The sequence below is a fragment of the Micromonospora sp. NPDC005173 genome (assembly GCF_040608515.1).
GTDB lineage: Bacteria > Actinomycetota > Actinomycetes > Mycobacteriales > Micromonosporaceae > Micromonospora.
Window position 1 is genome coordinate 1 of record NZ_JBEXIK010000055.1, and the last position, 19,826, is coordinate 19,826.

Annotated in this window: 16 protein-coding genes and 1 tRNA gene; 8 read left to right on the forward strand and 9 right to left on the reverse strand. The window is 74.3% G+C overall.

Features of this window, described 5'->3' with window-relative positions; all coding sequences use genetic code 11:
* Positions 1-144 (forward strand): zinc ribbon domain-containing protein (locus tag ABZV00_RS33210; protein ID WP_355613619.1); only part of this gene is annotated, 144 nt, incomplete at its 5' end.
* Between the two features lie 450 nt (positions 145-594).
* Here the strand turns inward: ABZV00_RS33210 and ABZV00_RS33215 are convergent.
* Entirely contained in the window at positions 595-1,227 is a 633-nt protein-coding gene (locus ABZV00_RS33215) for a DUF3159 domain-containing protein (RefSeq protein WP_355613621.1), read from the reverse strand.
* Positions 1,228-1,413: 186 nt separating this feature from the next.
* Here ABZV00_RS33215 and ABZV00_RS33220 point away from each other — a divergent pair, with 186 nt between their 5' ends.
* Both ABZV00_RS33220 and ABZV00_RS33225 read left to right on the forward strand, forming a co-directional pair.
* On the forward strand, positions 1,414-2,301 hold the full coding sequence (locus ABZV00_RS33220) for a phosphatase PAP2 family protein (protein ID WP_355613565.1): 888 nt from the start codon (positions 1,414-1,416) through the stop codon (positions 2,299-2,301).
* A gap of 8 nt (positions 2,302-2,309) precedes the next feature.
* Positions 2,310-2,978, forward strand: a complete 669-nt coding sequence (locus tag ABZV00_RS33225) for a maleylpyruvate isomerase N-terminal domain-containing protein (protein WP_355613567.1) — start codon at positions 2,310-2,312, stop codon at positions 2,976-2,978.
* Between the two features lie 6 nt (positions 2,979-2,984).
* On the opposite strand, the gene ABZV00_RS33230 is transcribed toward ABZV00_RS33225, so the two are convergent.
* Positions 2,985-3,848 (reverse strand): DUF1028 domain-containing protein, encoded by an 864-nt coding sequence (locus ABZV00_RS33230; RefSeq protein WP_355613569.1) that lies wholly within the window; start codon positions 3,846-3,848, stop codon positions 2,985-2,987.
* A 51-nt stretch (positions 3,849-3,899) separates the two neighbouring features.
* Positions 3,900-5,105: a low temperature requirement protein A gene (locus tag ABZV00_RS33235; RefSeq protein WP_355613571.1), complete on the reverse strand. Its 1,206-nt coding sequence runs from the start codon at positions 5,103-5,105 to the stop codon at positions 3,900-3,902.
* 170 nt (positions 5,106-5,275) lie between these two features.
* On the opposite strand from ABZV00_RS33235, the gene ABZV00_RS33240 reads away from it, so the two are divergent.
* Positions 5,276-6,259, forward strand: a complete 984-nt coding sequence (locus ABZV00_RS33240; protein ID WP_355613622.1) for an LLM class F420-dependent oxidoreductase — start codon at positions 5,276-5,278, stop codon at positions 6,257-6,259.
* Positions 6,256-7,047 (forward strand): SDR family oxidoreductase, encoded by a 792-nt coding sequence (locus ABZV00_RS33245; RefSeq protein ID WP_328418603.1) that lies wholly within the window; start codon positions 6,256-6,258, stop codon positions 7,045-7,047. The genes ABZV00_RS33240 and ABZV00_RS33245 overlap by 4 nt, the downstream gene beginning before the upstream one ends.
* An 87-nt stretch (positions 7,048-7,134) precedes the next feature.
* On the opposite strand, the gene ABZV00_RS33250 is transcribed toward ABZV00_RS33245, so the two are convergent.
* The 5 genes from ABZV00_RS33250 to ABZV00_RS33270 all read right to left on the reverse strand — a co-directional run bounded on the left by ABZV00_RS33250 (position 7,135) and on the right by ABZV00_RS33270 (position 17,510).
* Complete coding sequence (locus ABZV00_RS33250; RefSeq protein ID WP_355613623.1) at positions 7,135-9,528, reverse strand: transglutaminaseTgpA domain-containing protein; 2,394 nt, start codon at positions 9,526-9,528, stop codon at positions 7,135-7,137.
* A 101-nt stretch (positions 9,529-9,629) separates the two neighbouring features.
* Positions 9,630-10,838 carry a DUF58 domain-containing protein gene (locus ABZV00_RS33255; protein ID WP_355613573.1) on the reverse strand — a complete coding sequence of 403 codons (1,209 nt, stop codon included), beginning with the start codon at positions 10,836-10,838 and terminating at the stop codon, positions 9,630-9,632.
* A gap of 14 nt (positions 10,839-10,852) precedes the next feature.
* Entirely contained in the window at positions 10,853-11,848 is a 996-nt protein-coding gene (locus ABZV00_RS33260) for a MoxR family ATPase (RefSeq protein ID WP_328418601.1), read from the reverse strand.
* 28 nt (positions 11,849-11,876) lie between these two features.
* Positions 11,877-14,501: a fibronectin type III domain-containing protein gene (locus ABZV00_RS33265; RefSeq protein ID WP_355613575.1), complete on the reverse strand. Its 2,625-nt coding sequence runs from the start codon at positions 14,499-14,501 to the stop codon at positions 11,877-11,879.
* 180 nt (positions 14,502-14,681) lie between these two features.
* Positions 14,682-17,510: a tetratricopeptide repeat protein gene (locus tag ABZV00_RS33270; RefSeq protein WP_355613577.1), complete on the reverse strand. Its 2,829-nt coding sequence runs from the start codon at positions 17,508-17,510 to the stop codon at positions 14,682-14,684.
* A 234-nt stretch (positions 17,511-17,744) separates the two neighbouring features.
* On the opposite strand from ABZV00_RS33270, the gene ABZV00_RS33275 reads away from it, so the two are divergent.
* The 3 genes from ABZV00_RS33275 (at position 17,745) to ABZV00_RS33285 (ending at position 19,354) form a co-directional block, all read left to right on the forward strand.
* Positions 17,745-17,831: transfer RNA gene (locus ABZV00_RS33275), tRNA-Leu, on the forward strand.
* A 254-nt stretch (positions 17,832-18,085) separates the two neighbouring features.
* A complete protein-coding gene (locus tag ABZV00_RS33280) occupies positions 18,086-19,096 on the forward strand; it encodes a site-specific integrase (RefSeq protein WP_355613579.1) in 1,011 nt (336 codons plus the stop codon).
* A gap of 36 nt (positions 19,097-19,132) precedes the next feature.
* Positions 19,133-19,354 (forward strand): tyrosine-type recombinase/integrase, encoded by a 222-nt coding sequence (locus tag ABZV00_RS33285; protein WP_355613625.1) that lies wholly within the window; start codon positions 19,133-19,135, stop codon positions 19,352-19,354.
* Positions 19,355-19,426: 72 nt separating this feature from the next.
* Here the strand turns inward: ABZV00_RS33285 and ABZV00_RS33290 are convergent, their stop codons facing one another.
* Positions 19,427-19,702, reverse strand: a complete 276-nt coding sequence (locus ABZV00_RS33290) for a hypothetical protein (protein WP_355613581.1) — start codon at positions 19,700-19,702, stop codon at positions 19,427-19,429.
* Between the last annotated feature and the right edge of the window lie 124 nt (positions 19,703-19,826).

A 19,826-nucleotide genomic window follows, 5' to 3' on the forward strand; every position in this document is an offset into this window, starting at 1 on the left:
GCCAAGGCCAACCGGCCCAACCAATCCACCTTCCACTGCCGGTCGTGCGGCTTCGCTGAGCACGCCGACCGGAACGCAGCCCGCAACATCGCCGCCCGCGGTGTTACGGGCTGGGCAGCCGTCAGCCTGCCGAACGCGGCGTGACCCGTGCACCCAGCACGGCCTCACGATCCGCAAGCTCGGTCCTCTAGGGCCCAGAAGCTGACCTACCACCGGTTCTGTGCGCAGCGACGTCGCCATGTACGCCGACTACGGCAACCCGTTCCCGAACGGCTGACAGCACCCCTGGTGTGGGCAGCGTGCCCCGCCCACCCCGGGTTCCGGCCGGGTCCGGGGGAACGACGGGACCCGGCCGGCGGACGGCCTGACACCCACGGTCAGGCCGGGGTGGGCCGGCCATCCGGCCAACGCAGCGGATCGGCCGGCCCACCCCACCGCCCGGACTGGAGGCTGTCGCGAAAAAGCCCAGAAATTCGGGCCGTCACGGGATCACGCCGGAGACCGCGACGGAGTAACGTACGTCACCGGAGAGGCCGCTCCCCCCGTGGCGGCCTCTCCTCTTTTTATACCCACCGACGCCCCTGCCGGGTCCGCTCAGGCGGGCGGCGCGGCAGACTTCGCGGTGACCGGGTGACGCAACCCCGGGTGCCCGGCCGGCAGGGACCGGCGCAGCACCATCCAGCTCAGCGCCAGCGCCGACGCGACGAGCGGCCAGGTCAGCGCGACCCGGGCCACCACCAGCGCGAGCACCTGTCCACTCAGGAACAGCGGCACGAACACCGCCAACCGCAGCAGGTAGGTTGCCGTCCACACCCAGCTGGCCCGGCCGTACCCGCGCAGCAGCGCCGGGTCGCGCCGCCACCGCGCCCGCTGGCCCAACACGGCACCGACCAGCACCCCGAGTAGCGGCCACCGCACCACGATGCTGACCGACCAGGCCAGCGCGCTGGCGGCGTTGGAGAGCACCTGGATCAGAAAGAAGTTCTCGGCCCGGCCGGTACGCACCGCGATCAACGCCGCGACGCAGACGGCGAGCAACCCGATCAGCACCGAGCGCGGCCGGTCACCCCGACGCAGCCGTACGCCGGCCACCACGGCGCCGACGGCCACCGCCGCGCCGACCCCGGCTCCCAGCGACTCGCCGCCGAGCAGCCAGCCCGCCGCGAACGCCAGCGGCGGAAGGGTGGCATCGATGGCGCCGCGCCGGCCGCCCAGCAGGTCCGCCAACGACTCGGCCCGAGCCGGCCCGTCAGGGTCCGCGTCGACCCCAGTCCGCCTGGCCGCGTCGGGCGCGGCCTGGCCGGCGTCCCGTTCCGGTGTGCCGCCCACCGCCACCTCCTCGCCATCCGTCCCAACGTAGCCGCCAGCCGTCGGTGGGCCACTGGCCGATCGGCCGACACCGGCCGCTACGGTGTGCGGATGCGTGCGACGGCAAGGGGTTGGACGGCGGTCTGGTTGGTCGCGCTGGCCCTTGTCCAGACGGTCGTCTTCGTCGCCGTCTGGCGGGTGGCCGTGCACACCGAGATCGGACAGTGGATCGACACCGTCGCGCTGACCGGCAACCGGATCGGCCAGGATCGCATCGACGGCCCGGTGGACAAGCTCCTCAACGCGATGTCGGTGGTCTCCCTGCTGGCCGCCACCGCGATGATCGGGTTCATCGCCCTCATCCGGGGGCGGATCGCCCTGGCCATCACCGCCACCCTGCTGATCGCCGGGGCGAACGTCTCCACCCAACTGCTCAAGTACGGGCTGAGCCGGCCGGACTACGGCCTCGATCCGGAACGTGCGGCGGTGGGAAACAGCCTGCCCAGCGGCCACACCACGGTGGCCGCGTCGGTGGCGGTCGCGCTGGTGCTCGTGCTGCCGCCCAAGGTGCGGGCCGTCGGTGCCTTCCTCGCTGCCGGCTACGCCGCCGTCGCCGGGGTGGCCACCCTCTCCGCTGGCTGGCACCGACCCAGCGACGCGGTCGCCGCCTACCTGGTGGTGGGCGTCTGGGCGGCGCTGGCCGGGCTGCTCCTGCTGATCACCCAGCGGGAGCAGGCCGAGGTCGCCCCCGGCGACGCGCACCGACTCGCCGCGCTGCTGCTCGGGGCGGCCGGCGCGATCGCCCTGATCGCCTGCGGGCTGGCCCTGTCCTGGCTCGTCGACCTGCGCGGCACCGGCCCGGACGAGCTGGCCCGCCGGCCGCTGTTTACCGGGTACGCCGGCAGCGCCGCCGGCATCGCCGGCACGATGGCCGTGGTGATGGCGTTGGTGCTGACCGTCGTGCACCGGCTGGTGCCCCGGGTCAAGGGCTGAGCGGACGAGTGGATCCGGTCCGAGCGGCGTTCCGCGCCGAGTGCGCACGGCTCACCGAGATCCTGGCCGAGCTGGACGACGCCGACCTCGACCGGGTGACCGACTGCCCGCCGTGGACGGTTCGAGAGTTGATCGCGCACGTGCGTACCGGCGCCGGCCGGCTGACCGACATGCTCGCCGCGCCAGCCCCGCCGCGCGCCGAGGTGGACGCCGCCGGCTACTTCGGCGCGGCGAAGTTCACCCCCGAGGTGGACGCCGGTCGGATCTCCGGCGGCCGGCGGGATGCTCGGCAGGTGGACCGGGCGGCGCTGCCGACCGAGTTCGACCGGGCCTGGCGGGTCGCCGACGCGGCGGTCGCCGCAGCCCCGTCCGGGCGGGTGGTCCGGACCCGGCACGGCGACGCGATGCGCGTCACCGAGTTTCTGCGGACCCGGGTGCTCGAGGTGGGCGTGCACGGCCTGGACCTGGCCGCCGCGCTGGACCGGCCGCCGTGGCTCACCCCGCAGGCGGCGACGGTCATCGCCGACCTGCTCACCGGCGGGCGACCGGTGCCGGCCGAGTTGCGCTGGGATCGACTGACCCTGATCCGCAAGACCACGGGGCGGGTGGCGTTGACCGGCCCGGAACGGGCCGCGATCGACGCCGCCAGTTTCCGCTGGCTCGCCTTTGGCCGCTGACTCCGGTCAGCTGGCCGAGCGGGGCGCGGGCACATGCGGGGCGACGCCGCGCAGGTGCGTCAGCACCACCGGGTCGATCCGCCCCGGCACCAGCCGCTCCTCCAGGTTCTCCAAACCGGCCCATGAGATCAGTGCCGCCTCCGGCCCGTCGTCGGCCACCGGGTGGCCCAGCGCGCTGAGCAGCGCCGCCACCTCGTCGGCGACGGCGCCGCTGAGGTCGAGCAGGGTGGCCGGGTCGGGCCGGCTGAACAGCAGGGTGTGCACGGCGAGCAGCCGGCCCAGCTCGGCGACCGGGTCGGCGTGGTCGTCGACCCGCAGGTCGACCAGCACGTCGCTGCGGCCGCCGTACCCGCCGCCTCGCTCGACCACCAGCAGGCCGGCGCTCTGCCGGCCCCGCCGGTCGCCACCGGCCTCGTCGCCGGCGCGCAGCGCGGCGACCAGCCGCTCGGCGAACGGCAGCGCGGACCCGGCCAGCCACGCGTCACCCAGCGCGTCGACGACCTCCGGGCCGGTGAGCACGTTGCCCTGCGCGGCCCAACCGTCGCCGGTCCGCCCGCCGGCCCACGGGTGGCAGGCCGGCCCGGTCCAGCTGGCGCCCGGACCGCTGGTGCCCACCACGCCGAGCTGGCGGTGCTCCCGCTCGGGGTCGGCGGCGATCAGGCCGGCCACCACGTCGGCGGCGGCCACGCCGGTGCGCAGCAGGGTCAGCCCCTGCGGACCGTAGGCGAGGTTGACGTGCGCCTGGGTGGCCAGCGCGCCGACCTCGGCCGCCGCGGCCGGCACCAGCGCCCCGGCGGCGAGGAACTTGCTGGCCACGACGACGCCGTGCAGGCGGTCGTCGGCGGAGCGTGCGACGAGGGAGAAGGTCACCCTCCGAGACTAACCTGCCGCGCCGGCATCACATTGCCCTCCGCGGATGGCTCAGAACGGCGTCGCGGCGGGCTCCGGGGGGGCACCGTGCGCCCGGCGGGCGTCGCTGACCGCGACGGCGGCCAGCACCAGCGCTCCGCCGGCGGCGGCGACCAGACCGGGCAGGAACAGCAGCGGCACCGACCCTGCCGCCAGCACCAGGATGGCGATCCACCGGGACGGGGAGACGCGCCCGAACACCTCGTACTCGAAGCGGGCCCGGCCGGCCAGGAACAGCGCCGGCCCACCGATCACCATGGTCAGCCATGACCCGGGGATCCGGACCAGCGGATGCTCGATGATCAGCTCGTAGCCGACCGCGGTGGCGGCCAGGCCGATCACCATCAGCAGGTGGGTGTCCGCCGCGGACCGGCCGATGCTGGCCGGGTGCCGGGCCTGCGCGACGGCCTCGCCCAGGATCTGCCCGGCGCGCTGGATGTAGATCCGCCACAGCAGGATCGACGTGGCCAGCGCCAGCGCGAACGCCCACGCGTGCCAAGCCCGGTACGGCCCTTTGCTGTAGGCGAGGCCGGCCACCAGGATCGTCTCGCCCAGCGCGACGAGGAAGAACTGCTGATAGCGCTCGGCCAGGTGTTCCCCGGCGATGTCCCACTTCGAGACCGTCGACCGGCCCAGCCCCGGCACCGGCCAACCAGCCCGGGCGGCCAGGTACTCGATGAGCAGCGCCACCGTCCAGAGCATCACCGTCCCGTTGGTGTGCAGCATCGCCCCAGCGATCCAGAACACCCCGCTGACCGAGAACACCACCACCATCCGCACCTTCAGCCGGCGGTGCGGATTCGGTCCCAGCGCGATCGCCAGGATCAGCGGCCGGGAGACCTGCGCGACCACGTACGCCACCGCGAACATCATCCCGGTCAGACTGAACGCCCGGGGGATCGCCACCCCCATCACCATGCTGCACACCAGCGCGATCATCACCACGGTCTGCAGAGGCAACCGGTACGGGTCGTAGCGGCTGGTCGTCCACGCGGTGCCCTGCCAGACCGCATAGAGGGCGAGCAGCAACAGCAGCGTCTTGCCGGCCCCGGTGACCGCCCCCCAGCCTTGCACCCGATCCAGATCGTGGCTCAGATCCTCGAACGCGCGAGTGGAGATCCGGGTGAGCGCGAAGACGAAGACCAGGTCGAAGAAGAGCTCCAGGATGGTCGCCCGGTTGGGGGCGGCCGCCGCGGGCATCGGCTCCAGGCGTCCCACTCCCCTGGAATCCACGGTCAGCGGCCTGCGCCGTCGGTCCGGTCCACCTGGCAGTCGTAGCACCAGGCGACAGCCCTTGCGGCCCGATACCGGCAAATCCGCCCGGTTCGGGGATCTTGCTCGCAGGCCCCGTCAACGGGCACGATCGATCGGTGACGAATCGATGGGGCATGACGGTGCCGTTGAGTGGCATCCCGCTGGCCGACCACGCCGCGGTCTACGCGACGCTCGACCGTGCCGGGTTCACCGACGTGTGGTCGTCCGAGGTCGCGGGGACCGACGCGTTCACCCCGCTGGCGCTCGCCGCGGCCTGGCAGCCCCGGCTGCGGTTGGGCACCGCGATCGCCCCGGTCTTCACCCGGGGGCCCGGGTTGCTGGCGATGAGCGCGGCGGCGCTGGCCGAGGCCGCGCCGGGCCGGTTCTCGCTCGGCATCGGCGCGTCGTCGCCGGTGCTGGTGCGGGACTGGAACGCGGTGCGGTTCGACGAGCCGTTCCGGCGGACCCGCGACGTCCTGCGCTTCCTGCGCGCCGCGCTGCGTGGCGAGACCGTGGACGAGGTCTACGACACCTTCACCGTGCGCCGGTTCACCCTGGAAAGGCCGCTCGCGGTGCCGCCGCCGATCCTGCTCGCCGCGCTGCGCCCGGGGATGCTCCGGCTGGCCGGCGCCGAGGCCGACGGGGTCATCCTCAACTGGCTCAGCGCCGACGACGTGCCCCGCGCCCTGGCCGAGCTGGGCGAGCGCCGCGCCGGCTTCGAGGTGGCCGCCCGGATCTTCGTCTGCCCCACCGAGGACGCCGGGTACGCCCGGACGCTCGGCCGCCGGCTGATCACCAGCTACCTCACCGTCCCGGCGTACGCCGAGTTCCACCGCTGGCTCGGCCGCGACGAGGTGCTGGCGCCCATGTGGGAGGCCTGGGCCGCCGGTGACCGGCGTGGCGCCAGCGCGGCGGTGCCGGACGAGGTGGTCGACGCGCTGGTGCTGCACGGCTCACCGGAGCAGTGCCGCGCCCAGGTGCGCCGCTACGCCGACGCCGGCGTGGAGGTGCCGGTGTTCGCGCTGCTGCCCACCCCCGAGGTGACCGCCGGCGGGGCGGCCGCACTGACCACCCTCATCGCCCAGTTGGGCACCGACCCCGTAGGAGCGTCCGCGTGAACCTCACCGACCGGATCGTGGTGGTCACCGGCGGCGCTGGCGGCATCGGTGCGGCACTGTCCCGCCGGTTCGCCGCCGAAGGCGCCGCCGCCGTGGTGATCGCCGACCTGGACGGCGACGCGGCCCGCGCGGTCGCCGAGGGCATCGGCCCGGTCGCGCACGCCACCACACTCGACGTCACCGACGAGGATCAGGTCCGCGCGCTGGTCGACGACACCGAGCGACGGTACGGCCGGATCGACCTGTTCTGCGCCAACGCGGGAGTGACCACCGGCGGGGGAGTGGAGGTCGACGACGCCGGCTGGGACCGGGCGTGGCGGGTCAACGTGCTCGCCCACGTCTACTCGGCCCGCGCGGTGCTGCCCGGGATGCTCGCCCGCGGCGGCGGCCACCTGCTGCACACCTGCTCGGCGGCGGGCGTGCTGACCGCGGTGGGCGACGCCGCGTACACCGCGACGAAGCACGCCTCGGTGGGGTTCGCCGAATGGCTGGCCATCACCTACCGGGACCGGGGCATCCGGGTCAGCGCCCTCTGCCCGCAGGGAGTGGACACCCCGATGCTCGCCGGCGGGATCGTCGAGGGTCACCTGGGCGCCCGGGTGATCGCCGCCTCCGGCGCGGTGCTCACCCCGGACCAGGTCGCCGACGCGGCCATCGCCGGGTTGGCCGAGGAGCGCTTCCTGATCCTGCCGCACCCGGAGGTCGCCGACTACGCGCGCCGCCGCGCCGAGGACCCGGACGGTTGGCAGGCCGGCCTCCGCAAGCTCGTCCGCCGCCTAACGGCCTGACCCCCTTCCCCTTCCACCCCGGCCTATCCGTTGGTGATCAAGAGGTTCGCGTCAGGAAACGGACCTGAGGTGACGCAAACCTCTTGATCACCGGGGTGGGTCGGTCGCCGTGCGGCGGCGCAGGGGTGCGGGATGGGTCGACCAGATGATGCGGCGCCACCAGGGGCGGGCGGAGCGCAGGCTCGACACGTAGGCGGTGGATACCTCGGCGGCCCGGGCCGCCTGGTCCGGGGTCGCCGCGCCGGGGGCGAAGGCCACCCGGTTGAGCAGGTCGGCCAACTCGTCGACGCCGGTTTCGGTGGCGCCGGTGCCGGTCGCGGTGTCGTCTGGGGTGGGCGCGTCGCCCGTCTGTTCGCCGCCGGCCCTTTCGGTGCGGGCGTCGACGAGGGCCTGCCGGGCCTGCCCGGCGACCTCGGTGGCCGCCAGGTCGTCGCCGACCGGCCGACCAGCCAGCCGCAACGCGTCGGTAACCTCCCGCCAGGCGCCTGCGATGCGCTGGCCAGGGTCACCCCGGCCGAGCCGGGCGCGGGTGAGCGAACGGCGCATCGCCAGCAGGGTGAGCAGCAGCGCCCCCACCAGCAGCAGCAGGCCACCGCTGCCGCCGGCCACCAGCACCGGGGTGGACACACCGCCCTGGTCGCTCGACCCGCCGGGGGCGGCGGCCGGCTCCGGCGACGCTGTCGGCTCCACGGTGGGTGCCGGGGCCTCTGACGGCGGCGGATCCTCCGGCGTCGGGCGGAAGTCCTCCTCCACCGGCCTCGGCTCGTTGTCCGGGCGGGGCATCGGGTCGAACGCCACCCAGCCCAGGCCGTCGAAGAGCACCTCCGGCCAGGCGTACGCGTCGCCGGCCCGTACCGGCCCCTGCCCGCTGGACTCGAAGCCCACCACCACCCGGGTGGGCAGCCCGGAGAGCCGCCCGAGCACCGCGAACGCCGCGGCGAACTGCTCCGAGGTGCCCTCCTGCCCGCCGCCGTTGCGTGGTCCGAAGAGGAAGAAGCCCAGGTTCGGGTACGCGTGCCCGCTCGGCGCGTCCGCCGCCACCCGGTAGTGCTCGGCCAGGAACTGTTCGATCGCCGTGGCCCGCGCGTACGGGGCGCCGTTCTCCTCGGCGAGCTGTGCGGCCAGCCGTCGCAGCGGGTCGGGCACCCCGTCGGCGACCCGCAGCACCCGGGCCACCTCCGCACCGGCCGGCACGTTCGCGGTCGCCAGCAGGTTGGCGTCCGGGCGCTCCCGGGCCGAGGCCACCGTGTATCGCAGCCCCGGCGTCAGCCCCTCCGGCCGGATCAGCGTCCCGGTCGCCGGGTCGTACGCCACCCGGGCGCCGCTGACCTCACGGGGCGTGGCCACGGCGGGCAGCAACTGGCCGCTCAGCTCAGCCACGGTGATCTGCTGCCGGACGGTCTCCACCACGCTGTCCCGGGCCGGCGTCGAGGCTGGCAGGATCCGACCGGCGTTGCGGTACGTCGCGCCAACCCGCCAGGTCACCCCGTCGTAGTCGCTGAGCACCGCCAGCCGGATCCGCACGCTGCCCCCGGCGCCGTCCGCCGCCTCCGGCCCGTCCTCGGTGCCGCCGTCCGGCCCGGTGCTGTCGGCGCTCGGCGTGACGCCACCGACCGGCGGTGTCGGGGCGCCGGAACGAACCGTGCTCACGTCGAGCAGTTTCTGTTCCGGGTGCAGCGCCCAACCGGAGATCCGGATCAATGGGTTCTCGTCCAGCGTCTGCACCTGCGGCGGCTCCACGTACCGGCGGGGGTCCACCGGCCGGCCGTCGACCTGACCGGCTAGCACCGGGCCGAGCAGCGCGACCAGCCCGACCACCAGCGCCACCCCGAGCGTCGCGGTGATGGCGAGCCGGACCCGCACCGCCGCGCGTACCCGGGGGGCGAGGTCAGCGCTCGGATCACCCCCGGCCGCCGGTACACCGGTGGGCGTCGCCAGGCCGACCGCCGCGACCGCGACGAACGCCAGCGTCACCCCGATCGCCGGTTCGGCGTTCGGGCCGACCACGTAGAGGGCGGCGGCGTAGAGCCCCGCTGCCGGCAGGTAGCCCAGCAGCACCCGGCCGGTGCGCAGCGCCACCTCCGCGCCGGCCAGCCCGGCCAGCCAGGCGGCGACCACCGGCACCAGCACCGTGTCCGGCGTGGGCTCCACCGGGATCATCGCGGTGAGCAGCCGGGGGATGCCGTTGCGCGCGGCATCCGCCGTCACCTCCAGCAGGCCGCCAGGCAGATCCGCCCGAGCGGCGGCCAGCCGCAGCGACCACAGCGTCCAGCCGGCCATCGCGGCCACCGACAGTGGCGCCACCAGCCAGGACGGCAGCCGCCGGGCGGCAACGCTGACCAGCACCGACCCGGCCGCGGCACCGATCACCAGCCGGGTCAGCAGGTCGCCGGCGTACACCCGGCCGAGCACCACCCCGGCCAGCGCGGTCAGGCCGATCAACGCCAGCGGGACGACGGACGCCCGCAGCACCCGCAACACCCGCCCGGCGTTCCGCTGCGGTGCGCCCGGCTCCGGGCTCGTGGCAGGGCCCCCCGGGCCGACGGTGCTCGCACCACCGTGCCGCTGCTGGCCGACGTCCGTCACCACCTGCGCACCCCGTCCCACTCGGCGGCGAACTGCGCCCCGTCGGCCGCGTCAACCACCACCAGGCCGGACGCGCCGGCCGGCGTCGGCTCCGTCGCGCCGAACACCCCGACCACCACCGAGGGGTACGCGCCGCGCAGCGCGCCGACGTGGCCCAACTCGCCCCGACCACCCGGCCCGGTCAGGAAGATCAACGTGTCGCCGAGCCGGTCCTGCCGCAGCCGGGTGGTGGCCGCGCGCAGCGCGTCGTCGTCGCCGGAGAGCTCGGCGGCGGCGAGCCGGTCCAGCGGCCCGAGCGGGTGCCCGCCGCCCGGGTCCTCGCCCGTCTCATCGCCGGTCCGGTCGCCGTGCCCCCGCTCGGCCGGGGTGGCCGGTTCCGGGGCGACCAGCAGCAACAGCACCGGCAGGTCCGCGCGGTGCGCGGCGGTGACGACCGAGGCTGCCGCCTCGCACGCCGACTCGAACGACTCCGCCACCCCATCCACCCGCCGCTGGTGTGCGGCGGCGCGATTGTCCAGCAGCACAACCAGGCGGGGCAGGCTGGTGTCCACGTTCTCCCGCACCATCAGCTCGCCGACCCGGGCGCTGGTCCGCCAGTGAATCCGGCGTAGGTCGTCGCCCACCACGTACTCCCGCAGCGAGTCGAACGTGATCGACCCGTGCGGTACCCCGTCCACCCGGCCGTCGAGGCTGCGCCCCGCGCCGGTCGGCACCGCCGTCAGCGGGTGGATCCGGGGGTGCACCCAGACCGGTGCCGTCGCACCGTACGGGCGGGCCAGCGCCACCAGGCCCAGCGGGTCGCGCCGGGTCACCCGCAGCGGCCCGACCGGCACGACCCCACGGCGATGTGTCGGCACCTCGTAGCGGACCTCCGTGTCCCGGCCGGGTCGCAGGCGCAGCAGCGGCACCGGCACCGTGCGGGCCCCGCACCGGTCCTCGGCCAGCAGGTTCGCCGAGCGCAGCCGGCCGGTGTTGCGGACGGTCAGCGTCATGCTCGCCGCCTCGCCACGGGCCACCCGGTCCGGGTCGGCCCGACGGGTCACCGTCAGCCGGGGCCGCCAGGCCGCCGTCAGCGCGGCGTAGCCGACGGCCGCGCCGGCCGCCGCGCCGAGCAGCGTCAACTCGGGGTACGCGAACCGGAAACCCACGCCCAGCAGCACGACGGCAGAGGCGAGCAGCCCGACCCCGCGGGCGGTGATCCCCATGGCGCTGCCGCCGGTCAGCCCTGCACCGGCGCCGGCTGCCCCGACGGCAGCGGCACCGGCACCGAGGCGATGGCCTGGCGCAGCACCTCCACGGCGGTCAACCCGCGCACCTGGGCGTCCGGGGTGAGCAGCAGCCGGTGCGCGAACACCGATTCGGCGAGCGCCTTCAGATCCTCCGGCATGATCCAACCCCGTCCGTCGATCAGCGCGTACGCGCACGCCGCGCGGGTCAGCGCGATCACGCCCCGGGGACTCACCCCGACCCGCACGTGCTGGTGGGTGCGGGTGGCGGCGGCCAACCGGACCGCGTACGCGTAGAGCGGCTCGGCGATGTGCACCCGGCGGGCCATCCGCACCATCTCCCCGACGGTCGCGGTGTCGGTGACCGGAGTCAGCGCCTCGGGGGAGCGGACGGTCGCGCCGCGCAGCACCTCCACCTCGACCGCCTCGTCCGGGTAGCCGATGGAGAGCTTGACCAGGAAGCGGTCCAACTGCGCCTCGGGCAGCCGGTAGGTGCCGTCCATCTCCACCGGGTTCTGGGTGGCCACCACCAGGAATGGCTCCGGCACCGGGTGCCGGACCCCGTCCACGGTGACCGTGCGCTCCTCCATCACCTCCAGCAGCGCCGACTGGGTCTTCGGCGACGCCCGGTTGATCTCGTCGGCGATGACGATGTTGGCGAAGACCGGCCCCGGGTGGAACTCGAAGTCACGGGTCGCCTGGTTGAAGATGGTCACCCCGGACACGTCCGAGGGGAGCAGGTCGGGGGTGAACTGGATCCGGCGCCACTGACCCTTCACGGTGGCGGCGATGGCCCGCGCCAGGGTCGTCTTGCCGACGCCGGGCACGTCCTCCAGGAGCACGTGACCCTGAGCGAAGAGCGCGGTCAGCGCCAGCCGGACCACCTGCGGCTTGCCGAGCACCACCGCGTTGATGTTCTCGGCCAGCCGGGCGGCCAGGGCGGCGAAGCCCTGCACCTCCGGCTGGGTGAGCGGCTCGTGGGTGTTCACGGTTGGTGGTGCTCCTTGCCTGGCTGGTTCAGCAGGTGGGCAGGACGTTGATGTTGTCGCCGCCCTCCAGGTTGAGCCAGGCCCAGGGGATGTAGTTCTTTCCGCTGTACTCGACCTGCACCCACCAGGTGCTCTGCTTCTGGTTGTTGTAGATCCAGGAGTCGACGTTCTCACCGGACTTCTTGCAGTACGCCCTCAGCCGGGTGCCAGGCTTCGCCCAACCCTCCTGCTGGTCGTTGTCCTGCCGGGTGACCCTGAAGATCTCGTTGCCGTTGCGGCCGTCGACCTCCCTGTCGCAGTAGGTCCGCTGGTCGCCGCTCGGCCCGTTGTTGCAGGTCGCGATCCCGTACAGCGCGTCGGTGCCCTGCGCCCTGGTCGCGGTGCCCTTGCCGGCGGCGTTGCTCGCGGTCACCGTGAACGTGTACGCCGTGCCCGGCGTCAGGCCCGGCACCGTGATGCTGGAGCACGCCCCGGCCTTCGCCGGCTCGCCCGGCGTGCTCACCGAACAGGTGGCCTGACCGCCGCCAGCGTCCACGGTGAACGTGACCGTCGCCGAGGTGGCGGTCGCCGACGAGCCGGTCACCGTGACCCGTGGTTCGGCGACCGTGCGGGCCGTGGCGGTCGCCTCCGGGCCGGGCCCGGCCTCGTTGACCGCCTTCACCTTCACCGTGACGTTCTGGCCGTTGCCCAGCCCGGTGACGGTGGTGCTGGTGTCGGTCACCTCGCTGCTGCGCCCACCGACGTCCACCAGGTACTTGGTCACCGGTCGGCCGTTCGCCTCGGCCGGCGCCCACTGCACCGTGACCGCGCCCGGCTGGTTGGCGACCGTGCCGGCCTGCAGGTCGACCGGCCGTCCGGGTGCCGCGAACGGCACCACCGTGTTGCTGACCGGCGAGGCCGCCGAGCCGGCGCCCTTGTCGTTGACCGCCACCACGGTGAACGCGTACTGGGTGCCGAACTCCAGCTCCCCGGCGGGCACCACCAGCTCCGTCTTCGTCGATTCACCGGCCGGCGCGTTCGTCCCCGCCGAGCTGGCCGTCACCGCGTACTTCGCGATCTTGTTGCCCTGCCCGTTCGCGGCCGGCCACTTCACCAGCACCGTGCCGTCCGGCCGCTCCTGGGCGGTGACGCTGGCCGGCGCGTCGGGCACCGCCGCCGTCGGCGTCACCGGGTTGCTGCTGCGCGACGGGCCGTCGCCCTTGGCGTTGACGGCGTGCACCGCGAACCGGTACGTCTCGCCGTTGGTCAGACCCTTGACCTCCACCGCACGCTGGTTGGCGCCCACCTCCAGGCGTTGGCCGGCACCCTGCACCACGTACTTGATGATCTCGGCGCCGTTCGCGGCGGCCGGCCGCCAGCTCACCCGAGCCTGGGCGTTGCCGGCGGCGGCGGTGACGCTGCGCGGCGCGCTCGGCTTGCCCACCCGGGGCTTCTTCGGCGGAGGCGGCGGTGGGGGAGTCGGCGGCGGGTCACCGCCGAGCACGTCGTTGGCGTACTTGTTGACCTCGCGCACCTGGTGCTTGTCGTCCACCACCCGCGCCGTCGCTGAGTCGGGGGAGTTGATGAACAGGTGGTTCTCCCGTACCTCCAGCTCCAGCGGCCCGTTCGCCCGACCGCGGACGGTGTCGACCAGTTGGCCGGCCGCGTCGAAGGAGTAGATGGTGCCGGTGGCCTCGTCGGCGCAGTAGAAGCGGTCCGCCCAGGCCACCGCCGGGCTGAGCCGCTCGCCGGTGCCCGGCACGGTGAACGCCCGCTCCTCGCCGGCATCGCCCACCACCAGCACCCGCCGCTCGGCCGGCACGGTGACCGGGATGCGGGGCCCGCTGGTGCGGGCCGGCAGAGCCGCCGGCCCGGTCAACGTCAGCGGCGTCGGGCGCACCTCGCCGCGCTGCACCCGCACCAGCTTCCCGGCGGTGCGATCGAGCACCGCCACCCCATCGTCCAGCGTGGAGACCACCAGATCGTGGCTGGCCTCCGCGACCTCGTACGTCTCGACCCGCTCCGGGCTGAGCCCGCCGCCGGCGGGCGCGGCCGAGGCCGGCGCGGACGGCAGCTTCGCGGCGGTGACCGCAGACACGGTGCCCTCGCTGGGCACCGCGATCCAGAGCCGGCCCTCCCCGTCGAAGGTGCCGCCGGTGATGCCCGGGGGATAGCGCACCGGCTCGCCGACCGGCGTCAGAGAACGCGGATCGAGCTGCCGCACGATGCCCTGCACGGCGTCGACGACGAACGCCGCGTCCTCGTGCAGCGCGACACTCACGCCCAGGCCGGGAGTGGTCCGGGTGGTCGCGGTGAGCTGCAGGGTGGCCAGGTCCAGTGAGCTGACCTGCCCGGTCTGCAGGTCACGCAGGATCAGCAGCCGGTCGGTCTGGGTGACCTGCATCGGGTGCCGACGGGCACCGGCGACCTCGGTGCGGGTGTCGACCCGGGCGGTGACCCCGTTGACCCGGGCCAGCTCGCTGCGCGCCGCGCTCCACAGCCAGGAACTCGCGTCGTAGTTGGCGACCGCGTTGTCGGCCGCGCCCAGCCCGAGGACGGTCAGCCCCATGGCGGCCAGCAGCGCGGTCACCGTGCCAACTGTCACCAGCCCGCCGCGCAGCCTGGACCGCGAACGGGGGGTGTCGGTCTCCACGGCATCGTCGATGCTGGCCACAGCCGGCTGCCTCCCCTGAGTCGTGGCAGGTGGCGCGCCTCGCGGCGACCCCTCCCCTGAGCCGGGTGCCATCATATGGCTCTGCCGGTGACGGGGGAACCCGCACGGTCACCCCTGTGGATACCGAGCGTGTGCGTTGTGGACTCCCAGCTCAGCTCGGTGACGGCCGGTCTGGCTTGGTCAGCTCGTTGGGGTGGCGCGCTCCCGCTGGGTGCAGACCTGTCCCGAGGTGGCGAAGTTGTCGGTGGAGTAGACCGCCAGCACGGTGAAGCAGTAGTCCACCCGAGAGTTCAGCCCGTTGACCGTGTAACTGAGCCGGCCCGGGTCCACGGTGGCCATCACTCCCAGCGCCTGCCCCGCCCGACCACCGGCAACCATGAACGGCACCGAGCCGCCGGACGGGTCCGTCCAGCTCAGCGTGATCGTGACGGAGTCGTCCCGCAGCTTCAGGTCGCCCGGCGGAGGCCCGGCCGGCGCCGGAGCTGTGGCCGCCGGCGCGGTCCCGGTCGAGGGTGGCGAGTCGTCGCGGGTCAGGACCAGCGCGCCCAGGCCGGCCACGCCCACCACGGCCACACCGGCCGCCACCACCGCGGCGATCAGCGTCGCCCGGCTGCGGCCCGTCGACCCGCCCTCATCGGTGTACGCCGCCGACCGGTACCCGTCCTGACCCGGCTGGTACTGCTGGCCTGGCTGGTACTGCTGACCCGGCTGGTACTGCTGGGCCGGATACGCCTCCTGGCCGGGGTGGTACAGCTGGCCTGGGTATGGCTCCTGGGCCGGGTACTGCTCCTGAGGTGGATAGGGCTCTGGGGTCGGTCGGGACGCCGGGGCGGTCGGCGGCAGAGGGTAGGGCGAGGCTGCGTCGGCAGGTGACGTGAACGGACCCGGGGGAGGCCCCGTGGCCGCCGGTGGAGTCGACACCGGCTCGGCGTACCCCCCGGGGCCTGGTGCGGTCGGCGTCATCGGGGCCGGGTCGGCGCCCGGCGGCCAGGACGACGGTGCCGACTCGGCCGGAGCCGCGACGGGGCCGGGCTGCCGGACGGCCTGGTTCGACGGGGCGGCGGTCGGCTGGCCCGGGCCTACGTCTGGTCTGGCCGGGTCGCTGCTGAACGACCGGACGGGCGGGAACACCTCGCTCTGGGCAGGGTCGACGCCCGCCTGGTGCGGCGGCGCGCTCGCCGGAGCTACCGTGCCGGGCTCGACCTCACCGTCGGTCCCGTCCGTGTCCATGGGGGACCGGCCGGCCCGTTCGCCGTCCGCTGTGGGCAGTGGTTGCGACGGCGCGGTGCGGCTCCACGGCGGCGCGGTCAACCCCCAGGGCGGTACGGGCGGCGCGCTCACCGGGGGCGCGGAGACCGGGTGACCGTAACCGGGCGGCCCCGACACCGGATAGGACTGGCCCGGCGGTCCGGACACGGGATAGGGGTGGCCTGCTCCAGAGACTGGCTGGCCGTAGCCGGGCGGCGCGGACACCGGGTACGGGTACCCGGGCGGTGCGGAGACGGGTTGGGCGTAGCCGGGAGGCCCCGACACCGGATAGGGCTGAGCTGGCGCCGCCGACACCGGGTAGGGCTGGGCCGGCGGTCCGGAGACCGGGTACGGCTGGCCGGGTGGCGCGGAGACGGGGTGACCGTAGCCAGGTGGCCCCGACACCGGGTGAGGCTGGGCCGGCGGTCCGGACACCGGGTAGGGGTGCCCGGGTGGTGCGGAGACGGGTTGGGCGTAGCCAGGAGGCCCCGATACCGGGTAGAGCTGGGCCGGCGGTCCGGAGACCGGGTAGGGGTGCCCGGGCGGTGCGGAGACGGGCTGGATTTGCTGGGGCAGTGCCGCCCCGGTGTTGCTTGCGCCGCCCGACCCGCTCGCGTCGACGCGGATGGCCGCGATGCGAGCGGCCTCCTCGGCCAGCAGCGGTTCGATCTGCCGGACCCGGATCGTCGGGTTGTCCCAGCGGGGCGCCGGACCCGGCGGTGCGGCGGCTGACGCTTGGGCGGAGGACGTCGGCGGCGGGGACGGCGGCGCGTCGACCGTTGAGTGGGTCGGTTGGTCGCCTGTCCGTTGACGCGGCGGCATCGCCGAGCCGGACGGCTGCCGAGGTGGCGGCTGTTGTCCGACCTGGTACGCCGGCTTCGTCGGCTGGCCCTCCGCCTGTGGCCGGGGTGCTGGATCTACCGCCGGCCGGGGCTGCTGCTCCACGGCGCGCTGGCGCGGCGGCACGGGAGGTGCGGGCGGCGTGGGTGGCGGGCCGGGCTGCGGTGGCGCGACGGAGGTCGACACTGACCGCACCGGCGGCTGGGCCGGCGCAACCCGGGGGGCGGGAGCCGCTGCCGATGGTGCGCCGGCGCCGGTGGACGCGGCGGGCGCGCGTACCACCGGTGGGGTTGACCGGGGCGTGGGCGGCTGTTGCGGCGGAGCCCACGGTGACGCGGCGGCCGGGCCGCCCGCTCCCGGCCGCATCGCGGCCAGGGTCGCCAGAGACAGGGTCGGGCCGGACAGCGCTGACCGGGTGCCGGAATCAGTCGCGGCGGTGGCCGGGACCGGGTGGGGCGTCGGCGGCGAGCCGTGCCGCTCGGCCGGCCCTGGTGCAGCCTCACCGAGGTAGTGGCGGGCGGCACGTACCGCCGGGTGGTGCTCCCCGAGTGCGGCGGGCCCCGCGGTGGCGACGCGGGTGTAGTTGCGGCGGGCCTCGTGCCGATTGCCCAACTCCTCGGCGACCTCGGCGAGCTCGAAGGCGAGCGCGAGCATCACCGGGTCGGAGTGTTCCCAGCGCCGCTCGCCCGCCGCGAACGCCTCCTCCAGCACCCGACGGGCGGCGAGCGGGTCCTCCGCCTCCCGGTGCAGGCGGGCCAGCAGGTGCGCGGTGTGCAGCACCTCGGGGTGGTCCTGGCCGTACGGCGGGCGGGCGGAACCGACGGCCTCCGCGAGCAGCTGCCGGGCGGAGCTGAGGTCGCCAGCGGTACGCAGGGCGAGGGCCCGCTGTTGGGCGGCTGCCAGGGGAGAGGGTTGGGGCACGTGGCAATGCTGCCGCCAGAGGGCCGCCGCACGCTACCCGGACACGCCTCCGGCGGTGCTTCGGAGACGGCTGGTGAGGCGGTCTGAGCAGCGGTGGGAGCGCCTTCAAGGAGGGGTCGGAAGGCGATGTGCATGATCCACGAGTGCCGTGTACAGTAACTCCCCGTGCGGCCCGCTGGGCCGACCCTCGGGTGTCAAGATCATCCAGGTCGGCGAGGTAGGCTGAACGTGCAGGTCCGGGTGGCGGAATGGCAGACGCGCTAGCTTGAGGTGCTAGTGCCCGTATAGGGCGTGGGGGTTCAAGTCCCCCCTCGGACACCAGCAGAACGACGCAGGCATTGGGCCGCTGACCTGGTATTACTCAGGTCGGCGGCCTTCATCGTTTCTCGGGCAAGATCCGCCGTGGGAACACCGTGGGAACACGGGCTCGGAGTCGGGTCGTCCGCGCCAGCGGGTGGCGCGATCTTGTGCCCGGCGGGCGAGACGGTTACGGTCCCACTGTTGCGCATACAGGTGCGTCGGCGGCAGAGCCCGCAGACACCGGGTCGAGGCCGCCACGTTCGCGTGTAGGAACCGTGGCGTCAGTCGAGAAGAGGACGACGAAGGACGGCAAGAGCACCCGGTGGCGGGTGAAGTGGCGGGAGGGCGGCCGCCGCGAGAACGGGTTCGACAGCCGCACGTTCGACTACCAGGCGGACGCGAAGCGGTTCAAGACGCTCGTCGACGCGGCCGGGCAGCAGATGCCGACGCCGGAGCAACTGGTCGCCCACGGCTTCGCCCAGCTCGTGCCCGCCGGCGTGGCCGCCCCGGCACCGGAGCCGGCGCAGAAGAAGCTGACGTTTCGCGCCTACGCCGAGGAGTGGCTGGGCCAGCTGGTGAGGCCGCACCCGGAGACGGTGCGCAAGTACCGGGAGCGGATGGAGAAGCACGTGTTTCCGCGGCTGGGCGACCGGCCGATCGCCGAGATCACCCGGCGGGAGATGCGCGAGTGGCAGCGGGGCCTGCGCGACGCCGGGCTGTCGGCGAAGACGATCGCCAACATCCGGGGCGAGAGCGTGGTGCCGATCTTCAAGGCGGCGTGCCGGCCGGGCGAGGATGAGGAGCCGGCGGTGCGGATGTACAACCCGATGGATGGGCTGCCGCTGCCGGAGGGTCCGCGCGCCGAGCGGGACATCCTGGAGAGCCCCGACGAGGCGACGCTGTTCCTGGCGGCGGCGTACGAGGTGGACCCGGAGGCGGCGGACCTGCTGCTGTGCAAGCTGTCCACCGGGCTGCGCTGGGGCGAGGTGTCGGCACTGCCGCCTCGGGCGGTGAGCGTCGCCCGGGGCACCCTGTCGATCGTGCAGGTGCTGCGGAAGGTGAACCGGCGGTGGGTGGTCGAGCCCAAGCCGAAGACGAAGCAGGGCTACCGAGAGGTGCCGCTGACCGCCGAGGTGATGCGGATGATCGCCGACCGGGTGGCGGCGGCCAGCCGGGAGCCGGGGCGCGAGTTCGTGTTCGTGGCGCCGCGCGGGAACCACTGGCGGTACGAGGACTTCTACACGGACCGGTGGGTGAAGATCCGCGATCTGGCCACGCGCAGCTGATCAGGGGCGGACTGGATCGGCTGACGCGAGAAGGGCCTGCCGCGCCGGATGACGATGCACGGGCTGCGGCACTCGCTGCTGACGCTGCTGGCGACGGAGGGCGTGGACCTGGCGGCGCTGCGGACGATGGCCGGGCACGCGAGCGTGTCGACGACGATGAACGTCTACGTGCACGCGACCCGCCGGCACCACGAACCGGTGCGGCAGATCGTCGGGGATTTCCTCGGCGTCGACGAGCTGACGGCCGCCGGGAGGTAGGGGGCCGCGCAGCCAAGCGGGCGGCGAGCCAGTGGGGGTGGCTCGCCGCCCGCTGCCGTCGGACCGATCCTCCTAATAGCCCTCCCGCGGGTCGCGGGCCAGCATCAAAGGGGCCGAGTCAAGACTCAGCGGGAGGGTCCCTGCGTCGAGATGGATGTGGGCCCCAGACGGTGCCCGCTCGTCGGAAAGGGCGAGGCACCATCGTGCGAGATCCCGCAGCCCGGCTCGGTCGCCGCAGATCTCAACCGAGCCGTCCACGATCTCTACGGACACTGTGCCACCCGCCACGGGCGCCACAACGCCACGCGCGCTGCCGTAGCCGGGCACCGACAACACGATCTCCTCCATGCAGCGAGTGTGCCCCACACGCTCAGCCGTCGCTGGTTTCGGTCACCGTCACTTCGAGTCTGCGGTAACCGCACCATGGCCACCGACCGCGCGCTCGGCGGCAGATCAGTGAGCTTGGCGCGAG